The 16,859-nt window shown below is 41.6% G+C and carries 18 protein-coding genes and 1 tRNA gene; all 19 read right to left on the bottom strand.

Annotated elements, in window-relative coordinates; all coding sequences use genetic code 11:
* Positions 1-30: 30 nt before the first annotated feature.
* The 19 genes from OIM03_06470 to OIM03_06560 all read right to left on the bottom strand — a co-directional run bounded on the left by OIM03_06470 (position 31) and on the right by OIM03_06560 (position 16,629).
* On the bottom strand, positions 31-417 hold the full coding sequence (locus OIM03_06470) for a hypothetical protein (GenBank protein ID HJI73920.1): 387 nt from the start codon (positions 415-417) through the stop codon (positions 31-33).
* Between the two features lie 159 nt (positions 418-576).
* The gene (locus OIM03_06475; protein HJI73921.1) at positions 577-2,940 is read right to left on the bottom strand and encodes an endonuclease MutS2; all 2,364 of its coding nucleotides are present in this window, start codon (positions 2,938-2,940) and stop codon (positions 577-579) included.
* A gap of 1 nt (position 2,941) precedes the next feature.
* The gene (locus tag OIM03_06480; GenBank protein HJI73922.1) at positions 2,942-5,170 is read right to left on the bottom strand and encodes a DUF3656 domain-containing protein; all 2,229 of its coding nucleotides are present in this window, start codon (positions 5,168-5,170) and stop codon (positions 2,942-2,944) included.
* Between the two features lie 405 nt (positions 5,171-5,575).
* On the bottom strand, positions 5,576-6,079 hold the full coding sequence (locus OIM03_06485) for a cob(I)yrinic acid a,c-diamide adenosyltransferase (GenBank protein HJI73923.1): 504 nt from the start codon (positions 6,077-6,079) through the stop codon (positions 5,576-5,578).
* 9 nt (positions 6,080-6,088) lie between these two features.
* Complete coding sequence (ndk, locus tag OIM03_06490) at positions 6,089-6,508, bottom strand: nucleoside-diphosphate kinase (GenBank protein ID HJI73924.1); 420 nt, start codon at positions 6,506-6,508, stop codon at positions 6,089-6,091.
* Between the two features lie 26 nt (positions 6,509-6,534).
* On the bottom strand, positions 6,535-7,389 hold the full coding sequence (locus OIM03_06495) for a zinc metalloprotease HtpX (GenBank protein ID HJI73925.1): 855 nt from the start codon (positions 7,387-7,389) through the stop codon (positions 6,535-6,537).
* 50 nt (positions 7,390-7,439) lie between these two features.
* Positions 7,440-7,516 (bottom strand) — tRNA-Pro (locus OIM03_06500).
* A gap of 48 nt (positions 7,517-7,564) precedes the next feature.
* Entirely contained in the window at positions 7,565-8,488 is a 924-nt protein-coding gene (thrB, locus tag OIM03_06505; GenBank protein ID HJI73926.1) for a homoserine kinase, read from the bottom strand.
* Positions 8,475-9,773, bottom strand: a complete 1,299-nt coding sequence (locus OIM03_06510; GenBank protein HJI73927.1) for a homoserine dehydrogenase — start codon at positions 9,771-9,773, stop codon at positions 8,475-8,477. The genes thrB and OIM03_06510 overlap by 14 nt, the downstream gene beginning before the upstream one ends.
* Positions 9,770-10,102, bottom strand: a complete 333-nt coding sequence (locus tag OIM03_06515; GenBank protein ID HJI73928.1) for a hypothetical protein — start codon at positions 10,100-10,102, stop codon at positions 9,770-9,772. Before OIM03_06515 ends, OIM03_06510 begins: the two co-directional genes overlap by 4 nt.
* A complete protein-coding gene (locus OIM03_06520; GenBank protein HJI73929.1) occupies positions 10,099-10,224 on the bottom strand; it encodes a hypothetical protein in 126 nt (41 codons plus the stop codon). The genes OIM03_06515 and OIM03_06520 overlap by 4 nt, the downstream gene beginning before the upstream one ends.
* Before the next feature lie 106 nt (positions 10,225-10,330).
* Positions 10,331-11,185: a ChbG/HpnK family deacetylase gene (locus OIM03_06525; protein ID HJI73930.1), complete on the bottom strand. Its 855-nt coding sequence runs from the start codon at positions 11,183-11,185 to the stop codon at positions 10,331-10,333.
* 93 nt (positions 11,186-11,278) lie between these two features.
* Entirely contained in the window at positions 11,279-12,061 is a 783-nt protein-coding gene (locus OIM03_06530; protein HJI73931.1) for an RNA methyltransferase, read from the bottom strand.
* A gap of 44 nt (positions 12,062-12,105) precedes the next feature.
* Positions 12,106-13,086: a glycosyltransferase family 9 protein gene (locus OIM03_06535; protein ID HJI73932.1), complete on the bottom strand. Its 981-nt coding sequence runs from the start codon at positions 13,084-13,086 to the stop codon at positions 12,106-12,108.
* Entirely contained in the window at positions 13,067-13,600 is a 534-nt protein-coding gene (locus OIM03_06540; GenBank protein ID HJI73933.1) for an HAD family hydrolase, read from the bottom strand. Before OIM03_06540 ends, OIM03_06535 begins: the two co-directional genes overlap by 20 nt.
* Before the next feature lie 14 nt (positions 13,601-13,614).
* Complete coding sequence (gene gmhA, locus OIM03_06545; GenBank protein HJI73934.1) at positions 13,615-14,184, bottom strand: D-sedoheptulose 7-phosphate isomerase; 570 nt, start codon at positions 14,182-14,184, stop codon at positions 13,615-13,617.
* Positions 14,171-14,692 (bottom strand): transcriptional regulator NrdR, encoded by a 522-nt coding sequence (gene nrdR / locus OIM03_06550; GenBank protein HJI73935.1) that lies wholly within the window; start codon positions 14,690-14,692, stop codon positions 14,171-14,173. Before nrdR ends, gmhA begins: the two co-directional genes overlap by 14 nt.
* A gap of 77 nt (positions 14,693-14,769) precedes the next feature.
* On the bottom strand, positions 14,770-15,804 hold the full coding sequence (gene ftsZ / locus OIM03_06555) for a cell division protein FtsZ (protein ID HJI73936.1): 1,035 nt from the start codon (positions 15,802-15,804) through the stop codon (positions 14,770-14,772).
* Positions 15,805-15,951: 147 nt separating this feature from the next.
* Entirely contained in the window at positions 15,952-16,629 is a 678-nt protein-coding gene (locus tag OIM03_06560; GenBank protein ID HJI73937.1) for a cell division protein FtsQ/DivIB, read from the bottom strand.
* Positions 16,630-16,859: the final 230 nt, after the last annotated feature.

Below are 16,859 nucleotides of genomic sequence, written 5' to 3' on the forward strand. Positions count from 1 at the left end.
ATGTATCATATGGCACGGTCCTTCCTATTACTATTTATTCTTATCTTTTTGGGCCTTCTTCTCTGCTCTTCTTTCCTCGAACTCCTTAAGAAGCTGCTGATAATCATCATCATCGTAGCCATTCGTAGCCAGCATGTATTCGCTGATCTTTTTTCTCTGGAGAGCAACATTCATGGCAGACAGTTCAAAGGGATCTAATGAAATCCTGGCAAGCATTTCGCCAGTAGAAGAATAGCCGACAATACCTTCTCCTAAAAGATCTACCAGTTTTTCTTTCTTTACTTCTTCACAAAATGTATGGAAAAAGGTCTCAGCCTCCCGAATCATTCTTGCTTTGATGCGTTTATATTCTTCAGCTTTATCACTGGGTATTCTGAACCCATCTATCTCTGTATATTTTTCTGGTAAATTGAACATGGTATCTCCTAAATGAAATTATATTAAACTATCACAATTTAAATATATCGCCCGAAACACTTTTGGTCAAGTTTTTGTATGGATAAGCAATACTGTTCATTTTCGTAAGAATCTGAATTATCCGGTCCTGAAGCCTTACCATCCTGAAATGCCAGTCAATTAAAAATAGACATCTGTAGCACCGGCACCGCCATTTTTAGCATCTGCTTCATGAAATTCCTTGATGAAATTCAGTGTTCTTAAATGCTCATGTATACCTCTTCGCAAACTTCCGGTCCCTTTTCCATGAATAATGTGAGCAAAAGATACTCCTGACATAAAGCAGTCATTCAGGAAGCGGTCCACTTCCGGAATTGCTTCACTGACCGTCTTTCCTATTACATTCAGGGATGTGTGGACTGTATTAACAGAAGATGTCTGGTGCTGTTTCCGTATATGCCTGGCTGCTATACCGGCTTTGGGAGCATTGTTCCCTTGTGTGAGCGGTTCAAAGCAATGAGCCGCTGATACGCTGACCTTGTGCAGCCCGCATTGTACACTGATCTGGCTGCCTGAAATATTCTTTATTACGCCATCACTATCGAGAGTATCTATAAAGACACGATGCCCAACCTTTAATGTCTTGGGGTCGATCGGCTCTCTCCTCTGATAATTCTTAGGCATTTTCAGCCCATCTATTTTATTCCTTGCTGAAGAAGCGATACTATTAACGTTTCCTCTCTCGATTTCTGCAGCATTCTTTTTCAGATCTTTAATAATGATTTCAGACTGAATCCTGAGATTACGTTTAATGTTCTCGGATTCTTCCCTTGTTTTAGCCAAAATGCTTTCACGTTTGGCATTAAATTTATCGCTTTCCTCCAAGAGCTTGTCTTTCAAACTCCCGATTTCTTTCATTTGGCTCTGAAGATCGGTACGCTCTTTTGATAATTCCCGACTTTGGGCATTGAGCTTGGCCATTACTTCTTCCATGTTATTTAAAGGTGACGTTTTCTTTAAATCTTCCGCTCTTTCTATAATCCCATCAGGAATCCCCAGTCTTTTGCAGATATTGAAGGCATTACTGCTCCCTGCCATCCCTATTACCAGATGGTAGGTAGGCACAAGAGTGATTTCGTCGAACTCAACAAAAGCATTTTCCAATCCCTCTGTCTCATATGCCAATTTTTTCATTTCATTAAAATGAGATGTAATAAGAGACGATACATTCCTGTCATTTAAGTATTCAGTAATCGACTGTGCCAAAGATGCGCCTTCAATCGGATCAGTCCCGGATCCCAGTTCGTCCAAAAGAACTAAATCATCCGAATTGACATTCTTCAAAATATCTGAAAGCTGCGTTACATAACTTGAAAAAGTTGATAAGTTATACTGAATGCTCTGATCATCACCTATGATGGCATAAATATGCTTGTATACGGGAAGTGTTGAACCTTCATCAGCCGGAATGAAAAGACCGCATTGATTCATGACGGAAAGCAGTCCGGCAGTTTTCATAGCGATAGTTTTGCCGCCGGCATTGGATCCGGTAATGATAAGTATGTTGAAATCCCTTCCAAGCGTCAGAGAAACCGGTACAACTGACTTTTCAGGAATCAAGGGATGACGTGCATTCTTTAGGTTCAGTATTCCCTTTGGCGAATATACTGCCCTTACGCCCTTCATATTCAATGCAAGTTTAGCTCGTGTCAGGATAAATTCCAGTTCAGAAACAACTTTGAAATCCTTGCTGATAACATTCACATTCTTCTTTACATTATCGGTCAGGTTCTTCAGGATTATCTGAATTTCCTGAGCCTCTTCCACAGAAAGTTCTGCAAGGTCATTGTTTAACTGGATCGATTCCATCGGTTCCATGAAAAGAGTTTGTCCCGTTGAAGATCTGTCATGAACAATCCCCTTAAATTTATACCGGTATTCTTCCTTTACCGGGACGACATATCGTCCGTCTCTTTGTGTAATAATGGAATCCTGGAAGTAAGTGGAATAATCTTTATTCACAAGAATCTGCTGAAAGAAATGCCGGATTCTCGACTTGATACGATCCTTTTGGGAACGTATCTGGGACAGCCTTGGAGATGCCGAATCCTTCACTTCCCCATGCTCATCAAACACCCTTCCAATCCGGTCAGTAAGACGATCCAAAGGCTCAATGAGCCGTGAGATTTCCTCTAATACCGGATACCTCAAATGTCTTTCCCCTGCGAAGTACAAATTCATGCTCTTATACGTCAGAAGGGATGAATTCAAATCAATGAATTCATTAGAACGCAGGATAACATCTTTTTGTGCTTTCTCTATGATTTTCCTGATATCATGTGTTTCTCCCAAAGGAGAAGACACTTCTCTTTGAAGCAGTATGACTGCTTCCTCCGTTTCTGTAAGCTTTTGATCGATAATTTCCGGCATTGATGACGGCGTTAATTCGGATGCCATTATTTTAGCCATGGTTGATGGGGCTAGTTCTACTAACTTGCTGCGTATCTGATCAAAATCTAAGATGTCTAATACATCCTGCTCCAATTTACAACACTCCTTTGAAAAAGTGACCACGGCTTATCTTACGGCTGTTTCCTCTCTCTGAAGGATCTGGCGGCATTTTATTGCCATTCAGTATTTGCACATAATCACTGCACACATCGCTTACAGATTCATCAATGCCCCTGAAATCCAGACATAATGCGTTAATTCCGCTCTCTGCAAGCTGTGAAATATACGGTCTCATATCCAAAATGCTTGAATTCTGGATATGCATATGGCACCATTCATCAGTTCTTACGGGGAACAGTCTTCCCGTATCGTCCTTAAGGAAATAGCGTTTCTGCTGGCAATATCCCGGACAGTGGGATTTATCGATATCTCCGCAAACTGAGTTGATCACACAATATTCTGACACCATTAATTCTGTGCGTCCATACGCATAGACAGCTAAAGGTATCCTGCTGTCCTTTCTGATCCCTCTGATCTGGGGTATCGTCAGTTCCTGGGACAGCAATACGCCGCTGAATCCCCATCGGGTCAATGTATCTGCTGCTTCGCTGTTAAATATATTCAATGAAGATCCGGCATACACTGGTATCCCTTCATGTAAATCCTTAAGCCATTCAAGTGCTCCTAAGAATTCAACCAGAATTCCATCCGGTTTTACATTTTCCAATATTTTTAAAAATCTCCGGGAAGCCTGCTTTTCGTATTTATCTCTGACAACTCTCGGTGTAGCAAAAATAATCTCAGCATCATTATTTTTGCAGAATTCGGCAGCTTTTATATAATCATCCATCTTCACTGGTACATGATCAAAGGAATCGCCGCCGAAAATAAAACCTTTTATTCCCTGTGAAACAGCTTCCTTTATATGTCTCAGGGAATTCGTTCTTACCCAGATCCGGGCATCCTTCTTTTCATCCAGAGTTTGTGAAATATTCATACCGGTCCAGTGTCCTTCACCAGTCTTTATATTTTCTTCATGCCTTTTTACCCTGATATCCTGCAATTCAAGAATTGCATCCTGTCTCAAATGGTTTAAAACACTTTTAGGCAGCAGACATCCCTCATTGCTGACTTCCAAGTCGTTTAATTCGAACACAGTATTGCCAAGCCTGGATAACTGCTCCCGGACGATGCTGTCCTGTGTAGCTCCATGCATTGCGGTTTGAGCAATATAAGAAGACGTAATTCGGGCAACATTGCCGTCCTGATCACGAATGCTTAATTCCACATTTCTGTCCGGCACGGCAGACAAAGAAGCATCTATTAATACTTTTTGATCCATATCCTTTAATGTGTAGGAATTCTTTTCCGAATCAAGAATCCAAAAAACCTGCCCCTTTGCCATAGGTCTTATTTTTGTTTTGACCTGATAGATCCCTCGGCCTTTCCTGTATACATTTTCCATCGGAACAAATTCAATTGTTCTTTTATTTGAAATAAATGTAACGCCGGTAGCAGATTGTCTTCTTACATCAGCTGCAGATACAAACTCAAATTCATCATGACGGATATTCCTTACGAATCCGGCTTCAATGCCCCGGTTTCCCGGTGCAAATTCCGTTGCCATGTCAGCACTGATATCATCATCCAGGTAACCAGTCGTATATCCGCGGTTAAACTCAGATTTAAGCCGGATGACTTCCGTGCCTTGATCTTTAAATACAGCGCCCTCCTCAGCCGCATCAATTGCTTTCCTGTAGGCAGAGACCGTGTTATACACATACTCCGGACTTTTCATGCGTCCTTCAATCTTTAAAGACTTAACCCCTGCATTCAGCAGCTGGGGAACAGAATCAAGACCGATCAAATCTTTGAGGCTCAATATATACCTGATATACCTGCCCTTTTCCTTATTGATAGTCTGTCCGGAAATATCAACAAGTTCATAAGGTTTTCTGCACGGCTGGGCACATGCTCCCCTGTTTCCGCTTCGTCCGCCGCTAAAGCTGCTCATCAGGCACTGCCCGGAATAGCAGACGCAGAGCGCGCCATGAATAAACACTTCAATCTCGACACTGCAGGAAGAAACAATATTCCTGATTTCCGTAAGTGACAATTCACGTGATAAAACAACGCGCTTGAAGCCTAAAGATTCAAGAACCTTGACACCGGCCAAATTGGAAACCGTCATCTGTGTGCTGGCATGAAGCGGAATATTAGGCGCCAGCTCTTTTATAAGATCAATACAGCCGAGATCCTGTATTAACAAGCCATCAATATTAATGGAGCTCAGGAATACCAGATATTCTTTCAATGACTCCATTTCAATATCACCGATCAGTGTATTCAGAGTGACATAGACGGCCACTCCTCTGGTATGAGCCAGACGAACGGCATCCTGCATTTCTTCAGGAGAGAAATTACCTGCAAATTTACGCGCACTAAAACTCTTTCCTCCAAGATAAACCGCATCAGCGCCTCCATCCAAGGCAGCTATTAAATGTTCTGGTGAGCCAGCAGGTGCTAATAATTCCATGATTATCCTAATTCCTCCATAAAGCTGAGTACTAAGCAGAAACTGTACTCAAAATTGTAATCCGGCATTTAAATTCATTCCATATTAATGGGCAATAGATAATATTCAATCTCAGATACGATTATAAAATAGTAAGAGGAGATATTCAATAATATGAATATCTCCTCCACACAAAATCAATTCTATTTAAGATTACTTTACTTCAGATTCGTATCTTCCCAAAGTAAAGCAAAGATCTGAAAGTCGATTAAGATAACGTATGTCCACTTCATTTACAGGTTCTGATTCATTAAGTCTCCACATTGCTCTTTCAGCTCGTCTGACAACACTTCTTGCTGCGTTCAGGAAACTTTCACTCTTTGTTTCACCTGGAACGAGGAAATGATCCAACGGCTGTAATGATTCTGTGTAACTATCAATCAGACGTTCCAACTCAGTTACGTCCTCTGGCTTGATATTAGGTTCATTACCTACACTGGCAACATCAGCCATGAGCATCCAAAGATCTTTTTGCAGCTTATAAATTGTAGATTTTACATTTTCATGAACTGCAAAAGCCCTTGCCTGCCCAAGAACGGAGTCTGCCTCATCTACCGAGCCATAGGCTTCAACGCGTAAACTATCTTTAGAAACACGCTCTCCGGTATAAAGACTTGTTTTACCTCTATCTCCTGTACGCGTGTATACTTTCGACATAAGATCACCTTATTTCTTTAATTCAGGGAACCAAAGACCGATTTCTCTTTCTGCTGTTTCTGGAGCATCAGATGCATGAACGACGTTTTCATCAATAGAAGTTGCGAAATCACCACGGATGGAGCCTGGTACAGCTTTCAGCGGATCGGTAGCGCCGTTGATCTGGCGGACAGCAGCAACTGCGTTTTCACCTTTGATAACCATAGCGAGTACAGGACCAGAAGTGATGAAAGCGATAAGATCCTTGAAGAATCCTTTTCCTTCATGTTCTGCATAATGTTTCTTTGCCAATTCTTCCGGAACCTGAATCATTTTAATAGCTTCAACTTCCAGGCCTTTTCTTTCAAAACGGGAGATGACTTCACCACAAATATGTTTTTTAACACCATCCGGTTTTACAAGAACAAGAGTTTTTTCAATAGCTGACATAAAACGCCTCCTTAAAAATAATTGTCTTAATGCATTCTTGCTGCGATTTCACGCAGTCTTTTCACACGATCCGCCGTAGACGGATGCGTAGAAAATAAATTTTCAATACCACCAACCGCAGAAAGAGGGTTAATGATAAACAAGCCACTAGTAGCCGGCTTAGCACCGGGCATAACTACATGATGGGCATAATTATCCAGTTTTTCGAGAGCACTGGCAAGTGCAAGCGGCTTTCCTGAAATTTCAGCGCCTGATGCATCAGCCATATATTCTCTGGAACGGGAAAGTGCGAACTGAATCAGCGTTGCTGCCAATGGAGCAAGCACTATTGTAACAATTAATGCTACAGGATTCATACGTTCGCCATTCTCATCACGCCCGCCAAAAATTGCGAACCACTGTGCCATCTGTGCAATATAGCCTATTGCCGAAGCAATAGATGCTGCTAGAGTCATTATAAGTGTATCATGATGTCGAATGTGTGACAACTCATGACTTATTACTCCGGCCAATTCATCTTTATTTAATCTGGAAAGAAGTCCTTCTGTTATTGCTACTGCTGCATGATTTACATTACGGCCAGTTGCAAAAGCATTGGGGACATCTGTAGGAATTACATAAAGTTTCGGCATAGGTATCTTTGCATTCTGGCAAAGCTTTCCAACCAGATCGTACAATTCAGGAACATCCTGAGGTGATACATACTTGGCATCATACTGTGCCAAAGCAATTTTATCACAGTTCCAGTAAGTAATAAAATTAATGCCAAAAGATACCAGAAGCATTGTAAATGCTCCCGATCTGCCGCCAAAGGCACCGCCAATTGCCATTAGGATTACGCTGAGCAGTGTCAGCAGAATAACTGATTTGACTCTGTTCAAATGAAAGACCTCTATTCATTGAAAATAATAAATATGATAAGGTAGAAAAATGGTCGGAACGACATGATTCGAACATGCGACCTCTACCACCCCAAGGTAGCGCTCTACCAAACTGAGCTACGTCCCGACAGATACTACAAGTACTAGAATACACAGAATCTGCGTTTTTGTCAAGTCAGACCGCACTGATCCCGGACTGGTCAAAGTCAAGCACGATATATGAAGATGTTATTCCATGATGCTTGAAAGCACTCACCATGCTTTCACCAACAAGATGTGCTTTATCCGATGGCGAAAATGCAATAATGGTAGGGCCGGATCCGCTTATCGTCGCTCCATAAGCACCAGCTTTTACACTGCTTCTTATGACTTCTTCCGAACCTGGTATAAGACCTAAACGGTAAGGAACATGGACATGATCGTCAAGACCAAATTTAAGATATTCCGGCTTGTTATACATAAAGGCTGCCATTAAAAAAGATACGGCACCTATGTTATGGACAACATCGCTTCTGACATAAGATGCAGGCAAAACCGCACGAGCTTTTTCTGTATGCAGCTCAAAGTCAGGTATAGCGACGACTGCCTTCCATTGAGAGGGAATATCAATACGCTCAGCTACAACATTTCCATTCTCTATAAGAGCCATGCAGAATCCGCCTAAAATGGCAGGAGCTGCATTATCGGGGTGGCCTTCCATTTCAGCCGTTATATCAAGAAGTTCTTTCCTGTTGAAAGGTTCCCCCATCAGCAGATTCGCAAGGAAAACCCCGGAGGCAAGTGCTGCTGAACTGCTTCCCAATCCCCTTGCAAAAGGAATTCTGTTAATCAGGTACATACTGCCGCCAGGAAGGGTGCGTCCTGCTTTGGAAGCGGTAACATCCATGGCCTTAATAATCATATTATCCAGGCCTGCAGTAATCTGATCGACGCCTTCACCTTCTGCATCGATCACCGTATCTGCAAGCTTGACATTCTCATCAGGTACGAACTGTACCACATTATAAAGTCCCAGAGACATTCCCAGTGTATCAAATCCGCTCCCTATATTCGCTGTTGTTGCAGGGACGCGGACTATATATGTTTTACCTTTTGCCATCATCCATTACCCTTATGATATTTGCAACCTGCCTCATGCACGGAAGTACCTGAAGCGCCTTTTCGACATGAATAATATTTTCCCGCGGAGTTTCTTCGGTAATAATCATCAATTCAGCTGCGTCCTCAATCCTGCTCTTCTGGACAACTTCTCTGATACTGATATTGTTGTCGGCATAAGCAGCAGCAATCTGTGAAAGCACGCCTGTCATGTCATCTACAAGAAGCCTGAAATAATATGCATTTTTCAGTTTAAGAGAAGAATAGAAGGGAATACGTTTCGTTTCAGTAAGCATCATTTCGGTTCCAGTTGAATGATTTAAAATATGCTTTGCTGTGCTTATGACATCTCCCATAACTGCGCTTGCTGTAGGAAGGGATCCGGCGCCTCTGCCATAAAACATTACATCCTCGACAATATTGCCAGTGACGTAAATCGCATTATAAGATCCCTTGACAGATGCGAGCGGATGATTTCTAGGAACAAATGCCGGATAGACATTGAGAGCTATGCCGTTTTCCTGCCTCATAGCGACTGCAAGAAGCTTTATCGTATAATTCATCTCGCTGGCATACTGGATGTCTTTTTGTGAAATCTTTTCAATGCCTTCTACAAGAACATCGTCAAATGTGACATTGGCACGGAAACCGATAGATGCAAGAATGGCAAGTTTTCGCGCTGCATCATATCCGCACACATCATTGGTCGGATCAGCTTCGGCATATCCTTTTTTCTGTGCAACCCTCAGCGCATCAGAATAGCTTACACCGGAATCATCCATATCTGACAATATAAAGTTGGTCGTTCCATTTACGATACCGATGATGCTTTCTATCTGATTTGCCGCTAAAGAGTCATGCAGCGGCTTTAAAATCGGTATTCCGCCTGCTACACTTGCCTCACAGGAAAAGTTTACTTTATTTTCAGTGGCCGTATGCATAATTTCCGGGCCGAAGAGGGCTACCAGATCCTTATTGGCACTTACAACATTGATCCTATGGTTGAGAGCTTCAAAAATGTATTCTTTCGCAGGATGGATTCCCCCCATCACTTCAATAATGATTTCCGGGGCGGCATCTATAACACAGTTGAAGTCATCTGTTACGACAACATCCTTCAGGATATCCAAGTCTCTGTATTTTTCAGTATTTCTTACAAGAACATGCGTAATACGAAGCTTGCAGTCAATCTGATCTTCAATAATCTTGCCATTTCTCCGTATTACCTCAGCAACACCGCTGCCTACAGTTCCAAAACCAAGTAACGCAATATTGATTTCTCTCATGTTAATTCTCCTCTTGCCTCAAATATCAGAGACTGGATTCCTTTCATTTCCTTGATCGTCTCCTGTAAATATTGAAGGTATGATAAAGATTCCTCAGTCTTTATTGTTATAGTAACCGCAACGAGCTTCTCTGCAGGGATACCCCTGTTTAGAGAAATAATTTCATTCCGGTCCTTGGCAATTCTTCTAAGAACCCGGTTGAAAACTGCAAAATCATCTGACATTACCAGGAAAAGAACGACTATCTTATCTTTTTCTGTTTCAAATGCAGGGGCAACATGGTCTTTATATTTATAATATGCACTTCTGCTGATATCCACTTTTTTCACGGCTTCATTAATAGATCCGCAAGTCCCGTCCTGAAGCATTTCTTTGACCCGGATTGTTTTTTTATGGCTTCAGGAAGTATTTTAAGATCTACTAAATAAAACTGTTGATCCTTTTTCTTCATAAATACTCCTTGATTTAAATAATTGAATGATGCTCTTCAACATCAAATGCATTCAATATGCCCGGTATTTAACAAATAAAAGGAACTTCAGAGATTATAAGATGAATCATAGATCCCTGTATGAAATTAACTCCACATCCTTTTCTTTGAGCTCGTTCTTTAATCGGAGCGAAAGCAAGGCCTTTAACTCATCCTCACCATGATAACCCCAATGGAATGTTGATTCCATCAATTGCGAGTTTGCAGCGGGATGACACATAAACTCGGTAACACCTGCTTCAAGCTTCCCGGCAGCATCATACATCCGCTGCTCGTAGAAATGCCCTCCATAAAGCATTCCGAAAAAATGATCATTTGATTTGATTCCTGCTTTCTTCAGACTGGCACGATGATTCCTTGCCATCAGAGACAATGCATTTTTAGCAGAAAATCTGAATAAACTCTTTGGCTTGAAAGAAAGGCCAAAGGTAAGACTTTCATCAGGAACACGCATGCAGTGTATCTTGTATTTCTTTGCCAGGCTTAACGCGATGGGGAAAAAATGATTCCACATATGCATATGCTGATGTCCATCAATATGCGTGACCGGAAGCCCTGTATCAAGAATCTTTCTTATCTGGGCATCCCATTCATTATATACATCCTCTGCGCGTATCAATCCCTTCAGATCACGCAGGATCAAGTCAACATAATTATTGCAAAGCACGCCATTATCCCAAGTTATGGAAGGGACCTCAGCCTGAGGCAGCACTGTCTCCAACCCGCCAACAAGAGTCAAATGAATTCCTATCCCTATATCCCCCATTGTTTTGGCCATAGCAACAGCATCATCAAAGGCGCGTCCTCCAGCCATAATTGAAGTACTTGTCAGTATACCCGATTCAAATCCCCGATAAACTGCTTTATTCACAGTCTCGTGAATTCCGAAATCATCGGCATTAACAATCAACCTTTTTTTCATAGCTACTCCAGACCCTGAAAATGTACAGCATCAACCGGTACATTTTCTTTTTTAAAACACATCATGAATATACGTTCCCAAAGCTTTATTTTGTCAATCTTTGAAATGAAACAAAATAATTGCAGATGCTATGGCAACATTTAATGACTCAACACCGGCAATCGGTATATATACATTAAAGTCTGTCATTGCCAGAATTTCCGGACTGATTCCATTTCCTTCATTCCCGAATACAAAAATACAATCCTCTGGAACATTCGCCTCTTTATAAGGCAGCGCATTTTTTAATGCAGTCCCAATGAATGGTATCCCGGATTTCTTCAGACCCTGCAGAAACTCCAGTGAAATATTTTCGTAGACAGGGATTCTTAAAATGCTTCCCATGGAACTTCTGACTGCTTTGTCTGAGTAAGCATCTGTGCAGCCTTTCGTAAGAAGAATCCCCTTTACTTCAGCAGCTGCCGCAGTCCTGATAATAGTACCGATATTTCCCGGATCCTGTATGCTGTCTAATAAGACATATCTGCCTTTCATGGGATTCTTTAAACGCGCGGGATCAGGCACTTCCTTTTTTACTATAAGAAGTATTCCCTGACTGTGTTCCGTAGATGATATTAATTCCATTAATTTATCATCTATAAGCAGTAATTTCCAATGGAGAATTTTCGCACGTTCAAAAAACTGATTTAAACTTGAATCATCTGCATACCGTGCTGTAAAAAAGCATATGCAGTCTTCAATTCCTAAATCATTGGCATCATGAACACTACGGATTCCCTCCATAACAAATAATCCAAATTTGTCCCTGTATTTCCGATGCTTCAGCTGCATCGCGCATTTTATCCATCTGTTAGTCTGACTTGTTATTAATTCCATAGTGAATACCAATTAAGCTTACATAAAAATACTCCAGCCGCTGGTTAGAGCTTCAATATCTCTTTTGCCTTATCGTAAACCGTAGAAACAGCGATTGAACTCATTTTACCATCGCCGGCCGTCAAGATAACACTGTTATCATTGCCATAAGGCCCGCTTCTGTCGGCTTTCGTAGGACCAAACAAAGCAATGATCGGTGTATGCATTGCATTAGCGATATGCATTGGACCCGTATCGCTGGAAATATGCAGCGATGCCATCTTTTCGAGTGCAGCCAGTTCGAGAAGGTCTGTTTCACCAACAAAATCAACTATATATGATGATGTGTAATAACCGGTAATTTTCTCGGATAAATCCTTCTCGTTTTTTGTACCCGATATGATTGTATAAATCCCCAGGGCTGAGAATTCTTTTGCTAATTCACCCCAGTATTCTATCGGCCATTTCTTTTCCTCACCGCGGGTCCCCGGGACAATGACGACATAATCCCCATCGACACCATGCTGGGCCAGCTTTGCCTTCACAGTCTCTTCCTGCTTTGAGCAATCCCTGATCGGGAATTCGATTTCATCACAATTACATCCCAGGTATCTCATTACGTCAAGGAGCTGTTCAATAATATGTCCATGCTTGTGAGGCCCTGAAATCGGTTTGCTTACCAGGAAGCTGCCCTCACGTGCATCATTATACCCAATCCTTGTGCTGCATCCGGAAAGTGCTGCAATAACTGCGCTTTTGGCTATCATTTGAAGATCTATGACCAAATCAAACTTCCTGCTGTGAAGTTCTTTCCTGACAGATAAAAGATACTTTAAATCCTTAATCTTTTTCCTATCAACCAGAAATATTTCATCAATCCAGGGAAGTTCAGGAAGAATCTTTGCAAACGCAGGATGAACAGCCCAAGTTATACGGGCCTCCGGGAAAGATTTTCTCAGAGCATACAAAGAAGGAAGTGCATGAATGATATCCCCCAAAGAGCTCATTTTAACAATCAATATGTTTTTATATGTCTTCCTTGCCATTGTCTTTATATCCTAAACCAGCTAATTTTTGATATACAAAATCTTTAAGATTTGTCCCATCAAACAGGAATCCTTTAATACCAGCCGCTTCTGCGGCTTTAATATCCCTATCGGAATCACCGAAAAGGAAAACTTGATCCTTGGGAAGATTATACTCGTTTATTGCCCTGATAATCATCCCTGGAGCGGGTTTTCTGCAGTCACAGACAACATCGTACTTCTTCACAGGTGCACCTGGTAAATGGGGACAATAAAAAAATTTCGTTATATTCCCGCCTAATTCACGAAAAGAAGAATTCATTTGCTCATGAAGCAATTGAACGTCGCTTTCTGTATAATAGCCTCTTGCTACACCGCTTTGATTTGTAGCGACAAAAAGAAGCCATCCGTCCTCTGTCAGCCTGGCAACTGCTTCACGGGCTCCATCAATCCATTCTAATTCATCCCAGGAATGTATATATCCCTTATCCTTATTAAGTACACCATCTCGGTCAAAGATTATCGCTTTCTTAATGGTGTTCATTGAATTTACCATTCCATATCATCAATAATCTGACAAATAATATGTGCACATAAAATATGCATTTCCTGTATTCTTGCAGTAACATCAGCGGGAACTACAATCGCAACATCACACAAAGATTTCATCAATCCGCCCTCATGTCCTGTAAATCCGATTGTCTTCATTCCCTTGCTGCGAGCTGTCTTTAAAGCTTCATTGACATTTTTGCTGTTTCCGCTTGTCGATATAGCCCAGAGCAGATCTCCTGAAACGCCTAAACCGCTCACCTGCCTGGAAAAAACACGATCGAAATCATAATCGTTCCCTACCGCAGTCAAAATAGAAGAATCTGTCGTCAGAGCTATGGCAGGAAGTGATTTCCTCTCATTATGATATCTTCCAACAAACTCAGCTGCAATGTGCTGAGAATCAGCTGCACTTCCTCCATTACCGCAGACAAGTATCTTATTCCCGGACTGAAGTGTATGCGCGCATAATGCAGCCGCTTCTTCTATAACCGGTGCAAGCATTTTAGTTTTATTCAAAACATTTTCGTGTTCTTCAAAACACTTCAATATCAAATCATTTGGCATCATTATTATCCTCTGTCTTTTTAGTCTTCGCAGTATCAGAATCAGCAGATTTCGCCTTCGAACTCTTCATTAATGCTTCGAGTTCACTCATAAAACTGCCGATATCCTTAAACTCGCGATAAACCGATGCAAACCTGACATAAGCAACCTGATCCAGTTTTCGTAATTCTTCCATAACAATATTGCCAATCATTTCGGTAGAAACTTCCTGGCCAAGATCGCTTCTAACTTTTCGCTCAACAACATCAACAATATTTTCAATTTGCTCCGAGGTGATATTTCTCTTTTCGCAAGCTCTGATCAACCCGCTTCTCAGCTTATTCCTGTTAAAGACTTCACGTGTTCCATCTTTTTTGATAACGCGAAGAGGCGCTTGTTCTACAGTTTCATAGGTGGTAAAACGTCTTCCGCAGGAAAGACACTGGCGGCGTCTGCGAATGGATGCACCATCATCTGTATCTCTGGAATCTGTTACCTTGGTGTCTGCACTGCTGCAATAAGGGCATCTCATGTTTATCTCTCCTTAGATTATAGAAAGTGGAAGAAAAAGCCACACTGCAACCGCGGTGTGGCTTTTCAGGTTATAGCTTATTTTCTGAGGAATTCCGGAACCGCAATACCCGGGTTGGGGCGTACAGAATTACTGAATCTTGGCCCAACAGAATTAGGTGATGGTTTCTTTTTGTCGCCGAAGCCAGTAGCAATAACAGTAATCTTTACTGTATCGTTATCAAGATCCGGATCGACAGATGTTCCCCAAATGATATTAGCATCTGGATCAGCAGCTTCTGTAATAATTTGAGAAGCTTCATTAATTTCGAAAAGACCGAGGTCTTCATTGCCTGTAATATTGATGATAATCCCTTTTGCACCATCAATGCTGCGTTCAAGAAGCGGGCTGTTGATTGCCATGGTAGCTGCATCGCTGGCTCTGTTATCACCGGTGCCGATGCCGATTCCCATTAATGCTTCACCCTGATCGCTCATGATGGTCCTGACATCTGCAAAATCCAGGTTGATGATTCCAGGTACTGTAATCAAATCGGAAATACCCTGAATTCCCTGACGAAGAACATCATCTGCTGTTTTGAATGCATTCTTGATTGATGTTTTCTTATCAATAATACCCATCAATTTATCGTTAGGAACGACGAGGATTGCATCAACATTGTTTTTCAAACGTTCAATGCCTTCTTCAGCGTTCTTAGCTCTAACCTTGCCTTCAAAGGAGAATGGCTTGGTTACAACTGCAATAGTCAGCGCGCCTAATTCCCTTGCACACTGCGCAGCTACAGGAGCAGCACCAGTTCCTGTGCCGCCGCCCATACCGGCTGTGACAAATACCATATCGGCTCCGGTCAATGCCTTGGTCAGATCTTCTCTTGATTCCTCAGCTGCCTGTTCGCCAACTTCCGGTTTTGCTCCGGCGCCCAGGCCTTTTGTTAATTTTTCACCGATCTGAATTTTTGTTTCAGCTTCAGATTTATTTAAAACCTGCAGTTCAGTATTAACGGCAATGAATTCAACACCTTTGACCTGTTCATCGATCATACGGTTTACAGCATTGTTTCCGCCGCCGCCAACACCAATAACTTTAATTTTTGCAATTTCAGATTGTTCCATGTTCGCTCCTCCTCCAGGATATTTTGCGTCATGTATTGACCTAGTTCACCTATATTCACGTCAGTTATATTTTACATTGTACAATAATTTAAGTAAGTTCGCCACATCTATAGAAAACATTCCCAAAAGAAACTAAAAGAATATGAGCTATTTCTTTAATTTAATATAAGGCGATGCAAGATTGGCGTCTACAAATTCGACAGAGAGACCTCTGGCCTTCACATCCCCGACCATATCTTCCGCAAGTTCGGCCTGTTTATCGATCTGCGATCCGTTCCCAAGCCGGACAGTTATACCATCTCTGGTATAAGCGATTATATTCTGCGGATTTCCTATATTGATTTCCGAAAAGTCCTGTACACTTTCAGGTTTTAAATGATTCAAAAACTGCATGGCCTTATCTATTTCATCACCGCTGACATGATCGCCGATCAGCAGATTTCCGAAACGTTTTCCTGTAATCATCGGTACACTGACTTTATGGATGGATTGAACGGTTTCCATAACAAGTCCGGTCTTGTCAATAAAGGCATATCCATAATCATCCTGTACAACGGCCAGAGGAATCCGGTCTGTTATATCTACATCGATTGTAAGCGGGGAGACTCGTGTGACATTGACCTTTTCGACTCTATAGTCATGAGATAATGCATCTTCTATCGCCGATCCGCTTACCCGCAGGGTATTCACAGGAGTCTTTATCTTCGCCTCAAATAAAACATCATCCAGTGTAATCGTATTCGATCCTTTGATGACTATACTCCCAAGGGAAATCGGAAGGAAGAAAAGACTTGCAATAAATACACATATAACGGCAGCAGTCAAAATAAGAATTTTCTTATAATTTAAAGTGCTTCTTTTTCTTCTCCGCCGAGGTTTAGGAGAACTTGCAGTATTAATAGTATTGCTTACGGTCTCCTCGTCTGTCGAGATTGCCCGCTGACGATTTTCGTTACTGTCAGCATAGCTGCTGCGTGTTGTTTCCCTATGCTGTTCTTTGCGAAAATCATTGAAGCTCTTAAAATTATCCATAATCTCGTTTACCCATAAAAAAT

The sequence above is a fragment of the Veillonellaceae bacterium genome, from assembly GCA_025992895.1.
Lineage (GTDB): Bacteria > Bacillota > Negativicutes > Veillonellales > Dialisteraceae > Dialister.